The sequence below is a fragment of the Pseudomonas sp. SL4(2022) genome, assembly GCF_026625725.1.
In the GTDB taxonomy this organism is placed as follows: Bacteria; Pseudomonadota; Gammaproteobacteria; order Pseudomonadales; family Pseudomonadaceae; genus Aquipseudomonas.
The window spans coordinates 3,801,818-3,818,814 of record NZ_CP113060.1 but is presented as its reverse complement, the minus strand read 5'-3'; the positions used below and the strand labels follow the sequence as shown (position 1 = coordinate 3,818,814).

Genomic DNA, 16,997 nt, shown 5'->3' with positions numbered 1-16,997 from the left:
AGATTTGCCTCATGCCAAGCCGTGTGGAAACGCTGTGCTGCCCAACACAGTCGTTTCAGCAGAGCCTGATACGAGAACAATAAAAGTGCCTGGAGGTCGTCCTTGATCCAGTTTTTACTCAACCGGGAGCTGCGTACTGAGCATGCCCTCGACCCTAACGTGACCGTGCTCAATTACCTGCGTGAGCATCTCGGTAAATCCGGAACCAAAGAAGGCTGTGCTTCTGGCGACTGTGGTGCCTGCACCGTGGTGGTCGGTGAACTATTTGGGGAGCGTGTGCGTTATCGCACCCTCAACTCCTGCCTGACCTTCGTTTCCAGCCTGCATGGCAAACAACTGATTACCGTTGAAGACCTCAAGCACAAAGGCCAACTGCACAGCGTGCAGCAGGCCATGGTCGATTGCCATGGTTCGCAGTGCGGTTTCTGCACCCCCGGTTTCGTCATGTCGCTGTTCGCCTTGCAGAAGAACCAGGCCGCGTCCGGCAGCAGCGGCTTTAACAAGGCCGACACCCTGGAAGCCCTGGCCGGCAACCTGTGCCGTTGCACCGGTTACCGCCCAATTATCGATGCCGCCGAGCAGGCCTGCTGCCAGAAGCAGCCGGATCAGTTCGATGCCGCCGAAGCGCAAACCGTAGCCCAACTGAAAGCCATCGCCCCGCGTGAAACGGCCGAACTCAACAGTGGCGATAAACGCTGCCTGTTGCCGCTGACGGTTGCTGACCTGGCCGATCTCTACGCCGCCAACCCCGAAGCTCGTCTACTCGCGGGCGGCACCGACCTGGCATTGGAAGTCACCCAGTTTCACCGCGAGCTACCGGTGATGATCTACGTCGGCCATATCGAAGCGATGAAGCGCGTCGACGTGACTGCCGAGAGCATTGAAATCGGCGCCGCCACCGCGCTGTCCGATTGCTACGAAGCGCTATCCCAGGACTACCCGGACTTCGGCGAGCTGCTGCACCGCTTCGCCTCGTTGCAGATCCGCAACCAGGGCACCCTGGGCGGCAACATCGGCAACGCCTCCCCTATCGGCGACGCCCCGCCGCTGCTGATCGCCCTTGGCGCGCAGATCGTGCTGCGCAAAGGCAACAGTAGCCGCACCCTACCGCTTGAAGACTACTTCCTCGACTACAAGGTGACTGCACGCCAGGAAGCCGAATTTATCGAGAAGATCATCGTGCCGCGTCACCAGGCCAGCCAGGCGTTCCGCGCCTACAAGGTGTCCAAGCGACTGGACGATGACATCTCCGCCGTCTGCGCCGCCTTCAACCTGGTGGTCGAAGATGGTGTGGTGCAAAGCGCACGTATCGCCTTTGGCGGTATGGCGGCCATCCCGAAACGCGCCGCTGCCTGTGAAGCCGCGCTGCAAGGTTCGGCCTGGTATCCGGGTGTAATCGAACGCGCCTGCGCCGCCCTGGCCGAGGACTTCACCCCACTTAGCGATTTCCGCGCCAGCAAGGAATACCGCCTGCTCACTGCACAGAATCTGCTGCGTAAATTCTTCCTCGAGCTGCAAGCTCCCGAAGTCGAGACCCGGGTGACCGCCTATGTCTAACCACATCCAGCACAAAACCCAAGCCGAACTGGCCGAACTGTTCCGTGCCGACATCACCACCGGCGTCGGCAAGAGCGTCAAACATGAAAGCGCGGACAAACACGTCTCCGGCGAAGCCATCTACGTCGACGACCGCCTGGAATTCCCCAACCAGCTGCACGTCTATGCCCGCATGAGCGACCGCGCCCATGCGCGCATCGTCAGCATCAATACCGCGCCCTGCTACGCCATTCCTGGCGTGGCCATCGCGATCACCAGCAAGGATGTACCCGGCCAGCTGGACATCGGCCCGGTGGTCGCCGGTGACCCGCTGCTGGCGGATGGCAAAGTCGAATACGTTGGCCAGGTGGTGATCGCCGTGGCCGCTGATAGCCTGGAAACCGCACGCAAGGCGGCTATGGCTGCGATCATCGAGTACGAAGATCTGGAGCCCGTACTGGACGTGGTCGATGCGCTGCGCAAGAAGCACTTTGTCCTCGACAGCCACCAGCACAAGATCGGCAACTCAGCCGCCGAACTGGCCACCGCGCCGCGTCGCCTGCAAGGCAGCCTGCATATCGGCGGTCAGGAACACTTCTACCTGGAAACCCAGATTTCCTCTGTGATGCCGAGCGAAGACGGCGGCATGATCGTCTACACCTCGACGCAGAACGCCACTGAAGTGCAGAAGCTGGTCGCCGAAGTGCTGGGCGTGCCAATGCACAAGATCGTCATCGACATGCGCCGCATGGGCGGCGGTTTCGGCGGCAAGGAAACCCAGGCCGCAGGCCCAGCGTGCCTGTGTGCCGTGATCGCGCACCTCACGGGCCGACCGACCAAGATGCGCCTGCCGCGCGTTGAAGACATGCAAATCACCGGCAAACGTCATCCGTTCTACGTCGAATACGACGTCGGCTTCGATGACAACGGCCTGCTACACGGCATCGAAATCGAGCTGGCTGGCAACTGCGGCTACTCGCCGGACCTGTCCGGCTCCATCGTTGACCGTGCGATGTTCCACTCCGACAACGCCTACTTCCTCGGTAACGCCACCATCAATGGCCACCGCTGCAAGACCAACACCGCGTCAAATACCGCCTACCGCGGCTTCGGCGGCCCGCAGGGCATGGTCGCCATCGAGGAAATCATGGATGCGGTCGCGCGCAGCCTGGGCAAAGACCCGCTGGAAGTACGCAAGACCAACTACTACGGCAAGACCGAGCGCAACGTCACCCACTATCACCAGACCGTCGAGCACAACGTTATCCATGAGATGACCGCCGAGCTGGAAGCCAGCAGTGACTACGCCAAGCGCCGTGAAGAAATCCGTGCATTCAACGCCAAGAGCCCAGTACTGAAGAAAGGTCTGGCGCTGACCCCGGTGAAATTCGGCATCAGCTTTACCGCCACCTTCCTTAACCAGGCCGGTGCGCTGATCCATATCTACACCGACGGTTCGATCCACCTGAACCACGGCGGCACCGAGATGGGCCAGGGTCTGAATACCAAGGTCGCGCAAATCGTTGCCGAAGTGCTGCAGGTGGATATCTCGCGTATCCAGATCACCGCCACCAACACCGACAAGGTGCCAAATACCTCACCGACTGCCGCCTCCAGCGGTGCCGACCTCAACGGCAAAGCCGCGCAGAACGCCGCCGAAACCCTCAAGCAGCGCCTGGTTGATTTTCTGGTGCGCGAATACAAGGTTACCCCGGAAGATGTTGAGTTCCGCAACAGCCAGGTTCGCGTACGTGACCTGTTCCTGAGCTTCGAGGAAGTGATCCAGAAGGCCTACTTCGGCCAGGTATCGCTCTCCAGCACCGGTTTCTACCGCACGCCGAAGATCTTCTATGACCGTGACAAGGCCGCCGGACGTCCTTTCTACTACTTCGCCTACGGCGCCGCTTGTTCGGAAGTGATCGTCGATACCCTGACCGGTGAGTACAAGATGCTGCGCACCGACATCCTGCATGACGTGGGCGCCTCGCTGAATCCGGCGCTGGACATCGGCCAGGTTGAAGGCGCATTCGTTCAGGGCATGGGTTGGCTGACCATGGAAGAGCTGGTTTGGAACGGTAAAGGCAAGCTGATGACCAACGGCCCGGCCAGCTACAAGATCCCGGCCATCGCCGATATGCCGCTGGACCTGCGCGTCAACCTGGTGGAAAACCGCAAGAACCCGGAAGACACCGTGTACCACTCCAAGGCCGTTGGCGAGCCGCCGTTTATGCTCGGCATCGCCGTGTGGTGTGCGATCAAGGACGCCGTGGCCAGCCTGGCGGACTACCGCGTGCAGCCGAATATCGACGCCCCGGCAACGCCTGAGCGCGTGCTCTGGGGGGTGGAGCAAATGAAGACACTGCAGCAAAGCGCCAAATCTGCTGCCGCAACAGAGGCAGAGCCGGCCTAAATCCGTCGGACAGATGCCGCTACGAGTGATCGTATCGGCATCCGCCCCATGCAAGACCAGGGTGTACAACAATGACAAAACACACCGAAGTGAAACCGCAAACACCACGACCCATTCCAGTCCCCATACTGGATCCGTCACCGAGCAACTGGCGCTTGCCGCGCCCCGGACAACTGCCACCTACCTGGAGGCTGAGCAAATGAGCTGGATCAGCGCCCTCGCCGACCTGCAGCAACGCGGTGAACCCTGCGTGCTGGTGACCATCATCGAAGAACGCGGCTCAACCCCGCGCAATGCGGGCTCGAAAATGGTGGTCACCGCTGACCGCATCTTCGAGACCATCGGTGGCGGTCATCTGGAATTCAAGGCGATGGAGCTGGCCCGCGAAATGCTCAGCAGCCGCAGCCAGGACACCCGCCTGGAGCGTTTCAGCCTGGGCGCCAGCCTCGGACAGTGTTGCGGCGGCGCCACCGTGCTGCTGTTCGAACCCATGGGCCAGCCGCAGGCGCAGATCGCCGTGTTCGGTGCCGGCCATGTCGGCCGCGCCCTGGTGCCGCTGCTCGCCAGCCTGCCATGCAAGGTGCGCTGGATCGACTCGCGGGAAAACGAGTTTCCTGAACAGATTCCGGTTGGAGTCGAGAAAGTGGTCAATGAAGAAGTGATCGACGAGATCGAACGTATGCCCGCCGGCAGCTACTTTATCGTCATGACCCACAACCATCAGCTCGACTTGGAGCTGACTGCGGAAATCCTCAAACGCAACGATTTTGCCTACTACGGCCTGATTGGCTCGCAGACCAAACGCGCCAAGTTCGAACACCGCCTGCGTGATCGCGGCTTTGACCCAGCGGTAGTAGCGCGCATGCGCTGCCCGATGGGCCTGGCCGAGGTCAAAGGCAAGTTGCCGGTGGAAATTGCCGTATCCATCGCCGGCGAAGTAATCGCCACCTACAACGCCGCCTTTGGCCAAGAGAGCAAAAAGGGCCAGCCCAGCGTTGCCAAGCTGCTGCCCGCCTCTCGCCGAAGTCAGGCCTGACTATCTGCCCAGGCGCACGCGCTTGGGCGACCAACTCCATAGATTGAGATCAGCGTTACATGACTAGCCCAGTGAAAGCCTACCGCGCCGCCATCCTGCACAGCATTGCCGACCCTGCCGTGGTGGGCGTTGAGCAATCCTATGAGTATTTCGAAGACGGTCTGCTGGTCGTCGAGAACGGCCAGGTGGCCAACGTCGGCCACGCCGCCGACCTGCTGCCAACGCTCAAGGGCGTGGAAATAACCGAATACCGCGACGCGCTGATCACCCCCGGTTTTATCGACACCCATATCCACTACCCGCAAACCGGGATGATCGCCTCCTACGGCGAGCAACTGTTGGATTGGCTGAACACCTACACCTTCCCCACCGAGCAGCAGTTTGCCGACAAGGCCCATGCGAGTGACGTGGCCGGTATCTTCCTGAAAGAGCTGCTGCGCAACGGCACCACCACTGCGCTGGTGTTCGGCACCGTGCACAAGCAATCGGTAGACGCCTTCTTCGAAGCTGCCGAGCGGCTTAACCTGCGGATGATCGCCGGTAAGGTGCTGATGGACCGCAACGCCCCGGACTACCTGACCGACACTCCGGAATCCGGCTACGCCGACAGCAAAGAGCTGATCGAACGCTGGCACGGCAAGGGCCGCCTGCATTACGCCGTCACCCCACGCTTCGCTCCGACCAGCACCCCGGAACAACTGACCCTGGCCGGTAAGTTACTGGGCGAATACCCGGACCTGTATATGCACACCCACCTGTCCGAGAACCGCAAGGAGATCGAGTGGGTCAAGGCGCTGTTCCCCGAGCGCAAGGGCTATCTGGATGTGTACGACCACTACCGGCTGATCGGCGCGCGCTCGGTATTCGCCCACGGCGTGCACCTGTGTGACGACGAATGCAAACGCCTAGCCGAAACCGGCTCGGCCGTTGCCTTCTGCCCGACCTCCAACCTGTTCCTCGGCAGCGGCCTGTTCGACCTCAATAAGCTCGAAGAACACGGTGTGCGCGTCGGTCTGGGCACCGACGTGGGTGCCGGCACCAGCTTCAGCCAGCTGCAATCGCTGAACGAGGCCTACAAGGTGATGCAGCTGCAAGGCAAGAAACTTGACCCGTTCAAGTCGCTGTACCTGGCCACCCTCGGTGGTGCTAACGCGTTGTACCTGGACGACAAGATCGGCAACTTCGAGAGCGGCAAAGACGCCGACTTCGTGGTGCTCGACTACAACGCCACACCGCTAATCAGCTACCGCATGCAACAGGCCAAGACCCTGGACGAGAAACTCTTCGCCCTGACCATGCTTGGCGACGACCGCGCCGTGAAGGAAACCTTCGCCGCCGGTCAGTCGGTACACAGTCGCGACTGACAAAGCGCCATAGACGTGCCTGCGACCTTCGGCAGCGGGCACGATCATAGCAGTAGCGGACTGCGCTGGATTACAAATGCCTGCATTGCGCAAACACAACAGGCATAGCCGCGAAGCGCAGGCTGTGCCTGTAGAAAAAACACCGGCTTAGTAGTAAGCGTTTTCCTTGATGCTGTGATCAGTCACGTCGCGTACTCCTTTCAATTCAGGAATCCGCTCCAGCAGGGTTTTCTCGATGCCTTCCTTGAGCGTCAGGTCGACCTGGCCGCAGCCCTGACAACCGCCGCCAAACTTCAGTACAGCAATGCCATCTTCAACCACATCGATCAGGCTGACTTCGCCGCCATGGCTAGCCAGGCCGGGATTGATCTCGGTCTGCAGGTAGTAGCTGATGCGCTCGTTGATCGGGCTGTCTTCATTGACCATCGGTACTTTGGCGTTAGGCGCCTTGATCGTCAGTTGGCCACCCATGCGATCGGTGGCGTAATCGACCACGGCGTCTTCCAGAAACGGCTCGCTGACCGCATCGATCCAGGCGGTGAAGCTGGCCAGGCCCAGTGCGGTGTCTTCGGCCTTCTGCTCACCCGGCTTGCAGTAGGCAATGCAGGTTTCGGCGTACTGGGTGCCCGGCTGGGTGATAAACACCCGAATGCCGATGCCCGGGGTATTCTGCTTGCTCAGCAGATCAGCCAGATAATCGTGGGCAGCGTCGGTAATGGTAATGGTGCTCATGGCAACTCCTCGCAAACATGGGCGCAGTGTACGCCACTCGCCTGCGGCGGCAAAGTCATAGTGTTTTAGTAGGAATAGACCCCGCGCTCCGACGCCAGACTTCGCCGGCTATGTGCAGAGAAACTCGGCAATTGCCTCGGCCGCTGCAAGCATGTGCTGCTGATGGGTGAAGCCTGAGCTTTTTAGCGGCTTGAGGTCATGATCCCCAGCGGTCAGCCAGCGCAGTTTGATCGCCTCAGAAAGCGCGTAGCCCGCCACCGCCTGGCGATTTCCCAGGGCATCGCGCTCGCCCTGAATGATCACTGTTGGCGTGCGCAGTGCGGCCAAGTGCGCCACCCGTGGTTTTTCCGGTTTGCCGACTGCATAAAAGGGATAGCCCAGGCAAACCAGCGCATCGGCACCCAACTCATCGGCCAGCAGACTGGCCATACGCCCCCCCATAGATTTGCCGCCAATCGCCAGCGGCCCTGCGACCTGTTGGCGCACCTGGCGGTACACCTCGCGCCACTGTTCGAGCAGCTTGGCCTGAGGATTAGGGGGGCGTTTTTTGCCGTCCAGCCGCCGCGCAGCCATATAGGCAAATTCGAAGCGCAGTACGGCAATCCCTCGCGCTGCAAGGCTTTGCGCTATGTGCTGCATGAACTCGCTGTCCATCGGCGCACCCGCACCGTGGGCCAGAATCAGGGTGGCGTGCGTCTCGCCAAGCGGGCGATCCCACAGCCATGCGCCCTCACCCTGCCCCTGCACGTATTGATCCCCGTCAATACCCGCAACCTGCCCTTTGCTCATGCTTGCCTCGCTCAGAACCTATTTACGATTTCGCGAGCTAGAACCATGCAAGGCAAAAACAGGCGAGGAAGCGGAGTGTACGAGTTGTACATGAGCATTCCGAGCCTGTTTTTAACGCAGCAGGGCCGACGCGCAGCAGATCGTAAGTAGATTCTTGAAGAATCCGTTGGACTGCGGCGCTGATCGTACAGGCCCGCAGCCGCTGATTTTCGATGATCTGCCTATAAACCGTGGATGGAAGCCCAGACATGAACACAGCAACCAGTTCCGCCTACAACTACAGGGTGGTTCGCCAATTCGCCATCATGACGGTGGTGTGGGGCATTGTCGGGATGGGGCTCGGCGTGTTTATCGCCGCGCAACTGGCCTGGCCCGAACTTAACTTCAACCTGCCGTGGACCAGCTTCGGCCGTCTGCGTCCGCTGCATACCAACGCGGTGATCTTCGCCTTTGGCGGTTGCGCGCTGTTCGCCACCAGCTATTACGCGGTGCAACGCACCTCACAGGCAACCCTATTCGCCCCCAAGCTGGCAGCCTTTACCTTCTGGGGCTGGCAACTGGTGATCGTCCTGGCGGCCATCAGCCTGCCACTGGGCTGGACCAGCTCGAAAGAATACGCCGAGCTGGAATGGCCGATCGACATTCTGATCACCATTGTCTGGGTCAGCTACGCCATCGTGTTCTTCGGCACGGTGATCAAGCGTAACGTCAGCCACATCTATGTGGGCAACTGGTTCTTCGGTGGTTTTATCCTCACCGTGGCGCTGCTGCACCTGGTCAACAACCTGGAAGTACCTGTCACCCTGACCAAATCTTACTCGGCCTATGCCGGGGCCACCGATGCAATGATCCAGTGGTGGTACGGCCATAACGCTGTGGGCTTCTTCCTCACTGCGGGCTTTCTGGGGATGATGTACTACTTCGTGCCCAAGCAGGCCGGTCGCCCGGTGTATTCCTACCGGTTGTCCATCGTGCACTTCTGGGCGCTGATTGCCGTGTATATCTGGGCCGGCCCGCATCACCTGCACTACACCGCGCTGCCGGACTGGGCACAGAGCCTGGGTATGGTGATGTCGCTGATTCTGCTGGCACCCAGCTGGGGCGGCATGATCAACGGCATGATGACCCTCTCCGGGGCCTGGCATAAGCTGCGCACCGACCCGATCCTGCGCTTCCTGGTGGTCTCCCTGGCGTTCTACGGCATGTCGACCTTCGAAGGTCCGATGATGGCGATCAAGACCGTCAACGCCCTGTCCCATTACACCGACTGGACCATCGGTCACGTCCATGCCGGTGCGCTCGGCTGGGTCGCCATGGTGTCCATCGGCTCGCTCTATCACATGCTGCCGAAAGTCTTCGGCCGCGACGAAATGCACAGCATCGCCTTGATCAACGTGCACTTTTGGTTCGCCACCATCGGCACCGTGCTCTATATCGCCTCGATGTGGGTCAACGGCATCGCCCAAGGCCTGATGTGGCGTGCAGTCAACGAAGACGGCACCCTCACCTACTCCTTCGTCGAAGCGCTGGAAGCCAGCCACCCCGGCTTTGTGGTGCGGGTGATCGGCGGTGCGATTTTCTTCGCTGGCATGCTGGTGATGGCCTGGAACGTCTGGCAGACCGTGCGCCATACCAAGGCTGCAGACATGGAAGCCGCGGCGCAGTTTTCGCTTGAGGGAGCCCACTGATGAGACACGAAATACTCGAAAAAAACATCGGCCTGATGGCGCTGATGATGGTGCTGGCCGTGAGCATCGGCGGCCTGACGCAGATCGTTCCGCTGTTCTTCCAGGACGTCACCAATGAACCAGTAGCCGGCCTCAAGCCCTACACCGCGCTGCAACTGGAAGGCCGCGACATCTACATCCGCGAGGGTTGTGTCGGTTGCCACTCACAGATGATCCGCCCGTTCCGCGCCGAAACGGAGCGCTACGGCCACTACTCGGTCGCCGGTGAAAGCGTCTATGACCACCCCTTCCTCTGGGGCTCCAAACGCACGGGGCCGGACTTGGCCCGCGTGGGCGGTCGCTATTCGGATGAATGGCACCGCGCGCACCTGTACAACCCGCGCAACGTGGTGCCGGAGTCGAAAATGCCCGCCTACCCCTGGCTGGTCGAAGGCACGCTCGACGGTCAAGACACCCCAGCCAAGATGAAAGCCCTGCGCCTGGTAGGCGTGCCTTACAGCGATGAAGACATTGCTGGCGCCACCGAAGCCGTCAAAGGCAAAAGCGAGATGGATGCCATGGTTGCCTACCTGCAAGTGCTTGGCACTGCCGTGAAGAACAAGAGGTAAGCCATGTCATTCGAATTTATTGATACCGGCACCCTGCGCGGCATCGGTACGGCATTGGTTCTGCTGTCGTTTGTCTGCGTAACCCTGTGGGCTTACAACGGCAAACGTCGCGCAGCCTTCGATCAGGCCGCCCTGCTGCCCTTTGCCGATGAACCCAAGCTGGCTGCACCAAGGAGCAATACCCCATGAGCACTTTCTGGAGCTGGTACATCACCCTGCTGACTGTCGGCACCCTGATCGCGCTGTTCTGGCTGATTTTCGCCACCCGCAAGAGCGAAGTTCACAAGAGCCCCACCGATCAGACCATGGGGCATGCCTTCGACGGCATTGAGGAGTATGACAACCCGCTACCCAAGTGGTGGTTCATGCTGTTTCTCGGCACACTGATCTTCTCGATTGGCTACTTAGTGTTGTATCCGGGCCTGGGTAGTTGGAAAGGCGTGCTGCCGGGTTACGAAGGCGGCTGGACTCAGGTCAAGCAATGGCAGCGCGAAGTCGACAAGGCTGATGAGCTATATGGGCCAATTTTCGCCAAATACGCGGCCATGCCACTGGAAGAAGTCGCCAAAGACGAGCAAGCCCTGAAAATGGGCGGTCGCATGTTCGCCACCTACTGCGCGGTCTGCCACGGCTCTGACGCCAAAGGAGCGGTGGGCTTCCCCAACCTGACCGACAGCCACTGGCGCTGGGGCGGTGAGGCTAATGTGATCAAGACCACCATCCTCAATGGACGCACTGGAGCAATGCCGGCCTGGGCTGCCGTAATTGGCGAAGACGGCGTACAACAGGTAGCAGCCTATGTGCGCAAGGATCTGGCCGGTTTGCCACTGCCTGCCGACAAGAGCTTTGATCTGGAAAAAGGCGCAGCCATCTTTGCCGCCAACTGCCAGGCTTGCCATGGCGCACAAGGCACTGGCATGGCCATGCTCGGTGCCCCGGACCTGACCAAGCCTGCCGGCTGGATTTACGGCAGCAGCCTGGTGCAGTTGCAACAGACCATCCGTCACGGCCGCAACGGCCAGATGCCGGCACAGGATCAATACCTGGGCAACGACAAAGTGCATTTGCTCGCGGCCTATGTACTGAGCCTGAGCAAATCGCAGCAGGACGCCGCCCCTCAATAAGTCGCCCGCAGCAAACTGACTGGCGAGCCTGCCTCGCCAGTCAGTATAAAACCCCGCTCTCCGCGCTGGACAGTCGTCCCAGCCATGCGACCCAAGGTCGCACCCTTCCGACCAAGTGCACGCGCGACGTTTGACTTGAGCTAATCTTGTCGACAGTCGCCACCTGTCATAACTCCAAGGCGATCCCATCTTTCGCGCTACGCCATTGGGCGTTTTTTGCTTGCGGCAATGCCCTGCATAGGCGGCCATGCATGCTTGCCAACAGCCCTGAAAGCCTTATCGCGCCGGCTTGTGTCGTTGCAATGAACACCTGCTTTCTCCATACTTGCCGCCGATTTTTGCCCCTAAAAAATCCATTAACCGTGGAACCCATAATGAGCACAGCAATCAGTCAGACTGCTTATAACTACAAAGTGGTTCGCCAATTCGCCGTAATGACGGTGATTTGGGGAGTCATTGGCATGGCTCTAGGTGTTTTCATCGCCGCACAACTCGTGTGGCCTGAACTCAACCTGGGCATGGAATGGACGAGCTTCGGCCGTCTGCGTCCGCTACACACCAACGCGGTAATCTTCGCCTTCGGCGGTTGCGCCCTGTTCGCCACGTCTTACTACGTGGTTCAGCGCACCTGTCAGACGCGCCTGGTTTCCGATGGTCTGGCTGCTTTCACCTTCTGGGGCTGGCAAGCAGTGATCGTTGCTGCGGTGATCACCCTGCCGATGGGCTTCACCGGTTCCAAGGAGTACGCTGAGCTTGAGTGGCCAATCGATATCCTGCTGGGTATCGTCTGGATCACCTACGCCGTGGTGTTCTTCGGCACCATCGTCAAGCGTAAAACCAAGCACATTTATGTGGGCAACTGGTTCTACGGTGCCTTCATCCTGGTTACTGCGATGCTGCACATCGTCAACAGCGCTGCCGTACCGGTCAGCCTGTTCAAGTCGTACTCCATGTACGCGGGTGCAACTGATGCGATGATCCAATGGTGGTATGGCCACAACGCCGTGGGCTTCTTCCTGACCACCGGTTTCCTGGGGATGATGTACTACTTCGTACCCAAGCAAGCTGAGCGTCCAATCTACTCGTACCGCCTGTCCATCGTGCACTTCTGGGCACTGATCACCCTGTATATCTGGGCCGGTCCGCACCACCTGCACTACACCGCACTGCCGGACTGGGCTCAATCGCTCGGTATGGCGATGTCGGTCATTCTGCTGGCTCCGAGCTGGGGCGGCATGATCAACGGCATGATGAGCCTGTCGGGCGCCTGGCATAAGCTACGCACCGACCCAATCCTGCGCTTCCTGGTGGTATCGCTGGCGTTCTATGGCATGTCGACCTTCGAAGGTCCGATGATGGCGATCAAGACCGTCAACGCTCTGTCTCACTACACCGACTGGACCATCGGCCACGTACACGCCGGCGCGCTCGGTTGGGTTGCGATGATCTCCATCGGTGCCCTGTACCACCTGCTGCCTAAAGTCTTTGGTCGCCCGCAGATGCACAGCGTTGGCCTGATCAACGCACACTTCTGGCTGGCCACTATCGGCACCGTGCTGTACATCGCCTCGATGTGGGTCAACGGCATCACCCAGGGCCTGATGTGGCGTGCAGTCAACGAAGACGGCACCCTCACCTACTCCTTCGTTGAAGCGCTGGAAGCCAGCCACCCGGGTTACGTGGTGCGCATGATTGGCGGCGCCTTCTTCGTCGCCGGCATGCTGCTGATGGCTTACAACACCTACCGCACCGTGCGTGCCGCCAAGGCTTCTGAATACGAAGCAGCCGCACAGATTCCTGCCGCCCAACTCACAGCAGGGAGCGCGCACTGATGAAACACGAAATCATTGAGAAGAATATCGGCCTGATGGCGCTGCTGATGGTTCTGGCTGTCAGCATCGGTGGCCTGACTCAAATCGTTCCGCTGTTTTTCCAGGACGTTACCAACGAGCCGGTGGAAGGCCTCAAACCTTACACCGCGCTGCAACTGGAAGGCCGCGATGTGTACATCGCCAACGGCTGTGTCGGCTGCCACTCGCAGATGATTCGTCCGTTCCGTGCTGAAACCGAACGCTACGGCCACTACTCGGTAGCCGGTGAAAGCGTCTGGGATCATCCGTTTCTGTGGGGTTCCAAGCGTACCGGTCCAGACCTGGCTCGCGTTGGCGGTCGTTACTCGGATGAGTGGCAGCGTGCGCACCTGTACAACCCGCGCAACGTAGTACCGGAGTCGAAGATGCCGGCCTACCCATGGCTTGTCGAGAACAAACTCGACGGCAAGGACACCGCCAAGAAGATGGAAGTCATGCGTGGTTTTGGCATCCCGTACACCGATGAAGACATCGCCGGTGCAAAAGAGGCTGTAAAAGGCAAAACCGAAATGGACGCCCTCGTTGCGTACCTGCAGGTTCTCGGCACTTCCATCAAGAACAAACGGTAACGCGCGATGGATATCGGGACTATTCGCGGCATAGGCACAGCAGTGGTGTTCATCGCCTTTATCGGCGTGGTGCTCTGGGCCTACAGCAGCAAGCGTAAAGACAGCTTCGACGAGGCCGCCAACCTGCCATTCGCCGACGATCCCACACCCAACGAGCGTGACGAGCAATCTTCCAGGAGCAATAACCAATGACCACGTTCTGGAGTTGGTACGTAACCATTCTGTCTCTGGGCACCATCTTTGCCCTGACCTGGCTGGTCTTCGGCACCCGCAAGGGCCAGCGCGAAGAAACCACCGAAGAAACTGTCGGCCATTCCTTCGACGGTATCGAAGAGTTCGACAATCCGCTGCCCAAGTGGTGGTTCATGCTGTTTGTCGGCACCATCATCTTTGCCCTCGGCTACCTGGCGCTCTACCCGGGCCTGGGTAACTGGAAAGGCCTGCTGCCGGGCTACGACTACCTCAACACCGAGGCCAAGACGCCGTTTGCTACCAACGTACAGATCGCCGGCGATGCCGAGCGCAATGGCGGCTGGACTGGCGTGCACCAGTGGGAAAAAGAGATGGCCAAGGCTGACGCTCAGTACGGTCCGATCTTTGCCAAATACGCCGCCATGCCGATTGAACAAGTGGCCCAGGACGAGCAAGCGCTGAAAATGGGCGGTCGCCTGTTTGCATCCAACTGCTCGGTCTGCCACGGTTCTGACGCCAAGGGTGCCTATGGCTTCCCCAACCTGACCGACAACGACTGGCTGTACGGTGGCGAACCGGAAACCATCAAGACCACCATCATGGCCGGCCGCCAAGCTGCCATGCCGGCGTGGAAAGACAGCATCGGTGAAGAAGGCATCCGCAACGTTGCCGGCTACATCCGCAGCCTGTCTGGCTTGAAGAATCCGGAAGGTATCGAAGTTGACCTTGCCGCAGGTCAAGACATCTTCGCCGCCAATTGTGCAGTCTGTCATGGCGCTGAAGGCAAGGGCCAACAGGCCATGGGTGCCCCCAACCTGACCGACAAAGTCTGGCTCTACGGCTCCAGCTTTGCCCAGGTGCAACAAACTCTGCGCTACGGCCGTAACGGCAAGATGCCAGCCCAGGCTGATTTCCTGGGTAACGATAAAGTGCATCTGCTGGCGGCCTATGTGTACAGCCTGTCGCAAGGTAAAACCGAGAAGTGATTCTCCGGCTCTGGCAGGCGCGACCGCTGGTCGCACCTGCCGAGCAATCGTCAGGCGTACCATAGCGCAAGAGCCCGTATGACTTCGGCCGGCACGTATCGGTTGAAGCAGCCAATCAACCGCCGTGGTACGAACTGATGAGCGCACAGATTCCAGTTAAAGACGTCACCCCTGCCCCGGCCAAGGTCGAAGTTGTCGACCTGTACGCCAACCGCGAAAAAATCTACACCCGCTCCTTCACCGGCCTCTTCCGCAACCTGCGCATGCTCGGTGGTGCAGCCCTCTTTCTGTTGTACTTCGGCACCGTATGGTTGAACTGGAATGGTCGTCAGGCCGTCTGGTGGAACCTGCCGGAGCGCAAGTTCTACATCTTCGGTTCAACTTACTGGCCGCAGGATTTCGTCCTGCTCTCGGCCTTGCTGATCATCTGTGCCTTCGGCCTGTTTTTTATCACCGTGTTCGCTGGCCGTGTCTGGTGCGGCTACACCTGTCCACAGAGCGTATTCACCTGGGTCTTCATGTGGGCAGAAAAGGTCACCGAAGGTGATCGCAATCAGCGCATGAAACTCGACAAAACGCCCATGAGCGCACAGAAATTCCTGCGCAAGCTGGCCAAACATGGCATCTGGGTCAGTGTGTCACTGGTCACCGCGATCACCTTCGTTGGCTACTTCACCCCGATCCGTGAACTGATCCCGGAGCTTTTTACCCTTGAGGCCAGTGGCTGGGCGCTGTTCTGGGTCGGTTTTTTCACCCTTGCCACCTATGGCAACGCCGGATACCTGCGCGAACAGGTGTGCATCTACATGTGCCCTTACGCACGTTTCCAAAGCGTGATGTTCGACCAGGACACCCTGATCGTCTCCTATGACCCCCGTCGTGGCGAATCCCGTGGCCCGCGCAAGAAGGACGCCGACTACAAGGCCCAAGGCCTGGGTGACTGCATCGACTGCAAAATGTGCGTGCACGTTTGCCCTACAGGCATCGACATCCGCGACGGTCTGCAGATCGAATGCATCGGCTGCGCGGCTTGTATCGACGCCTGCGACAGCATCATGGAGAAGATGAACTACCCGAAAGGGCTGATCAGCTACACCACCGAACACAACCTTTCGGGACAAAAGACCCACCTGGTGCGCCCACGCCTGATCGGCTACGCCATCGCCCTGCTGGCCATGTTCTGCGTCTTCGCCTGGGCCATCGCCGAACGCTCGCTGGTAGAGTTGGACGTGCTCAAGGACCGCGTGCTCTACCGCGAGAACGAAGAAGGCCGGATCGAGAACGTTTACACCCTGAAGATCATGAACAAGGCCCAGCACGAGGTTACTTACCTGATCGAAGCCGATGGCCTTGATGGCCTGGTGTATGAAGGCAAGCGCGAGATCAGGGCAATTGCTGGCGAGGTACTGTCGCTGCCTGTCGAGCTGTCCATCGACCCTTCAAACCTGCCTTCGAGCACCAATGAAATCACCTTCCACCTGCACTCGGTGGATGACCCCAGTATCAAAACCGACGCTGCCAGCCGTTTTATCGGTCCCAGCGTGCGCTGACTAGAGAAGCCCATGTCTGAACCCATATCTGAAAAGAACCCCGACATCATCAAGCCCTGGTACAAGCAATTCTGGCCCTGGTTCCTGATAGGCCTGCTGGCTTACTCAGTGGTCCAGGGGCTGACCCTGTTGACCATCGCCACGAAGAACCCGCCAGGGCTGATTTCCGATGACTATTACGACGTCGGCAAAGGTATCAACCAGTCACTGGAGCGGGAAAACCACGCCATTCGCCTCAAACTGCACGCCACACTGCAGCTCAACGATGACAACGGCACGGCTACCCTGCAGCTGAACGGCAATAGCCGTCCGCAGCAGCTGGTGCTCAATCTGATCTCGCCGACCCAGCCGGAACGCGACCGCCGGGTGATCCTGCAACCGCAGGCCGATGGCAGTTACAGCGGGCAGATGATCGATGCGGTTGAAGGCCGCCGGTTTGTCGAGCTGATCGGCCAGGAAGGCGGCAAGGACTGGCGCCTGTTCGAAGAGGAAAACGTGCAGAGCGGACAGACGATTAACCTCGGGGATGCCCAATAAGCGCA

Annotated in this window: 16 protein-coding genes; 14 read left to right on the top strand and 2 right to left on the bottom strand. The window is 59.6% G+C overall.

Annotation, left to right across the window (positions count from 1 at the left end; genetic code table 11):
* The first annotated feature begins 102 nt into the window (after nucleotides 1–102).
* From xdhA to guaD, 4 genes are all read left to right on the top strand, one after another.
* Nucleotides 103–1,557, top strand: a complete 1,455-nt coding sequence (gene xdhA / locus OU997_RS18075) for a xanthine dehydrogenase small subunit (protein WP_108488133.1) — start codon at nucleotides 103–105, stop codon at nucleotides 1,555–1,557.
* Nucleotides 1,550–3,946 (top strand): xanthine dehydrogenase molybdopterin binding subunit, encoded by a 2,397-nt coding sequence (xdhB, locus tag OU997_RS18070; RefSeq protein ID WP_267807878.1) that lies wholly within the window; start codon nucleotides 1,550–1,552, stop codon nucleotides 3,944–3,946. Before xdhA ends, xdhB begins: the two co-directional genes overlap by 8 nt.
* Nucleotides 3,947–4,145: 199 nt before the next feature.
* Nucleotides 4,146–4,982, top strand: coding sequence for a xanthine dehydrogenase accessory protein XdhC (gene xdhC / locus OU997_RS18065; protein WP_267807877.1), 837 nt, complete (start codon nucleotides 4,146–4,148; stop codon nucleotides 4,980–4,982).
* Nucleotides 4,983–5,041: 59 nt separating this feature from the next.
* Nucleotides 5,042–6,346 carry a guanine deaminase gene (guaD, locus tag OU997_RS18060; RefSeq protein WP_267807875.1) on the top strand — a complete coding sequence of 435 codons (1,305 nt, stop codon included), beginning with the start codon at nucleotides 5,042–5,044 and terminating at the stop codon, nucleotides 6,344–6,346.
* A 147-nt stretch (nucleotides 6,347–6,493) separates the two neighbouring features.
* Here guaD and nfuA read toward each other — a convergent pair whose 3' ends face one another.
* Both nfuA and OU997_RS18050 read right to left on the bottom strand, forming a co-directional pair.
* Entirely contained in the window at nucleotides 6,494–7,078 is a 585-nt protein-coding gene (nfuA, locus tag OU997_RS18055) for a Fe-S biogenesis protein NfuA (RefSeq protein WP_090256151.1), read from the bottom strand.
* Nucleotides 7,079–7,186: 108 nt separating this feature from the next.
* On the bottom strand, nucleotides 7,187–7,867 hold the full coding sequence (locus OU997_RS18050; protein WP_267807873.1) for an alpha/beta family hydrolase: 681 nt from the start codon (nucleotides 7,865–7,867) through the stop codon (nucleotides 7,187–7,189).
* 248 nt (nucleotides 7,868–8,115) lie between these two features.
* Here OU997_RS18050 and ccoN (OU997_RS18045) point away from each other — a divergent pair, with 248 nt between their 5' ends.
* The 10 genes from ccoN (OU997_RS18045) (at nucleotide 8,116) to OU997_RS18000 (ending at nucleotide 16,992) form a co-directional block, all read left to right on the top strand.
* The gene (gene ccoN, locus OU997_RS18045) at nucleotides 8,116–9,555 is read left to right on the top strand and encodes a cytochrome-c oxidase, cbb3-type subunit I (protein ID WP_267807871.1); all 1,440 of its coding nucleotides are present in this window, start codon (nucleotides 8,116–8,118) and stop codon (nucleotides 9,553–9,555) included.
* The gene (gene ccoO, locus OU997_RS18040) at nucleotides 9,555–10,163 is read left to right on the top strand and encodes a cytochrome-c oxidase, cbb3-type subunit II (RefSeq protein WP_177479873.1); all 609 of its coding nucleotides are present in this window, start codon (nucleotides 9,555–9,557) and stop codon (nucleotides 10,161–10,163) included. The genes ccoN (OU997_RS18045) and ccoO (OU997_RS18040) overlap by 1 nt, the downstream gene beginning before the upstream one ends.
* Nucleotides 10,164–10,166: 3 nt before the next feature.
* The gene (locus OU997_RS18035; RefSeq protein ID WP_177479872.1) at nucleotides 10,167–10,352 is read left to right on the top strand and encodes a cbb3-type cytochrome oxidase subunit 3; all 186 of its coding nucleotides are present in this window, start codon (nucleotides 10,167–10,169) and stop codon (nucleotides 10,350–10,352) included.
* Nucleotides 10,349–11,287 (top strand): cytochrome-c oxidase, cbb3-type subunit III, encoded by a 939-nt coding sequence (gene ccoP / locus OU997_RS18030; protein WP_267807869.1) that lies wholly within the window; start codon nucleotides 10,349–10,351, stop codon nucleotides 11,285–11,287. Before OU997_RS18035 ends, ccoP (OU997_RS18030) begins: the two co-directional genes overlap by 4 nt.
* Nucleotides 11,288–11,661: 374 nt before the next feature.
* Complete coding sequence (ccoN, locus tag OU997_RS18025) at nucleotides 11,662–13,119, top strand: cytochrome-c oxidase, cbb3-type subunit I (RefSeq protein ID WP_108488180.1); 1,458 nt, start codon at nucleotides 11,662–11,664, stop codon at nucleotides 13,117–13,119.
* On the top strand, nucleotides 13,119–13,727 hold the full coding sequence (ccoO, locus tag OU997_RS18020; RefSeq protein ID WP_108488179.1) for a cytochrome-c oxidase, cbb3-type subunit II: 609 nt from the start codon (nucleotides 13,119–13,121) through the stop codon (nucleotides 13,725–13,727). Before ccoN (OU997_RS18025) ends, ccoO (OU997_RS18020) begins: the two co-directional genes overlap by 1 nt.
* A gap of 6 nt (nucleotides 13,728–13,733) precedes the next feature.
* Nucleotides 13,734–13,919, top strand: coding sequence for a cbb3-type cytochrome oxidase subunit 3 (locus OU997_RS18015; RefSeq protein ID WP_108488178.1), 186 nt, complete (start codon nucleotides 13,734–13,736; stop codon nucleotides 13,917–13,919).
* The gene (ccoP, locus tag OU997_RS18010; RefSeq protein ID WP_108488177.1) at nucleotides 13,916–14,905 is read left to right on the top strand and encodes a cytochrome-c oxidase, cbb3-type subunit III; all 990 of its coding nucleotides are present in this window, start codon (nucleotides 13,916–13,918) and stop codon (nucleotides 14,903–14,905) included. Before OU997_RS18015 ends, ccoP (OU997_RS18010) begins: the two co-directional genes overlap by 4 nt.
* A 137-nt stretch (nucleotides 14,906–15,042) precedes the next feature.
* A complete protein-coding gene (ccoG, locus tag OU997_RS18005; protein ID WP_267807867.1) occupies nucleotides 15,043–16,455 on the top strand; it encodes a cytochrome c oxidase accessory protein CcoG in 1,413 nt (470 codons plus the stop codon).
* 12 nt (nucleotides 16,456–16,467) lie between these two features.
* Entirely contained in the window at nucleotides 16,468–16,992 is a 525-nt protein-coding gene (locus tag OU997_RS18000) for a FixH family protein (RefSeq protein ID WP_177479871.1), read from the top strand.
* Nucleotides 16,993–16,997: the final 5 nt, after the last annotated feature.

Coding starts and splice junctions, on each gene's coding strand:
- xdhB (WP_267807878.1), top strand. CDS start 1,550: ATGTCTAACCACATCCAGCACAAAACCCAAGCCGAACTGGCCGAACTG.
- xdhC (WP_267807877.1), top strand. CDS start 4,146: ATGAGCTGGATCAGCGCCCTCGCCGACCTGCAGCAACGCGGTGAACCC.
- guaD (WP_267807875.1), top strand. CDS start 5,042: ATGACTAGCCCAGTGAAAGCCTACCGCGCCGCCATCCTGCACAGCATT.
- nfuA (WP_090256151.1), bottom strand. CDS start 7,078: ATGAGCACCATTACCATTACCGACGCTGCCCACGATTATCTGGCTGAT.
- OU997_RS18050 (WP_267807873.1), bottom strand. CDS start 7,867: ATGAGCAAAGGGCAGGTTGCGGGTATTGACGGGGATCAATACGTGCAG.
- ccoN (WP_267807871.1), top strand. CDS start 8,116: ATGAACACAGCAACCAGTTCCGCCTACAACTACAGGGTGGTTCGCCAA.
- ccoO (WP_177479873.1), top strand. CDS start 9,555: ATGAGACACGAAATACTCGAAAAAAACATCGGCCTGATGGCGCTGATG.
- OU997_RS18035 (WP_177479872.1), top strand. CDS start 10,167: ATGTCATTCGAATTTATTGATACCGGCACCCTGCGCGGCATCGGTACG.
- ccoP (WP_267807869.1), top strand. CDS start 10,349: ATGAGCACTTTCTGGAGCTGGTACATCACCCTGCTGACTGTCGGCACC.
- ccoN (WP_108488180.1), top strand. CDS start 11,662: ATGAGCACAGCAATCAGTCAGACTGCTTATAACTACAAAGTGGTTCGC.
- ccoO (WP_108488179.1), top strand. CDS start 13,119: ATGAAACACGAAATCATTGAGAAGAATATCGGCCTGATGGCGCTGCTG.
- OU997_RS18015 (WP_108488178.1), top strand. CDS start 13,734: ATGGATATCGGGACTATTCGCGGCATAGGCACAGCAGTGGTGTTCATC.
- ccoP (WP_108488177.1), top strand. CDS start 13,916: ATGACCACGTTCTGGAGTTGGTACGTAACCATTCTGTCTCTGGGCACC.
- ccoG (WP_267807867.1), top strand. CDS start 15,043: ATGAGCGCACAGATTCCAGTTAAAGACGTCACCCCTGCCCCGGCCAAG.
- OU997_RS18000 (WP_177479871.1), top strand. CDS start 16,468: ATGTCTGAACCCATATCTGAAAAGAACCCCGACATCATCAAGCCCTGG.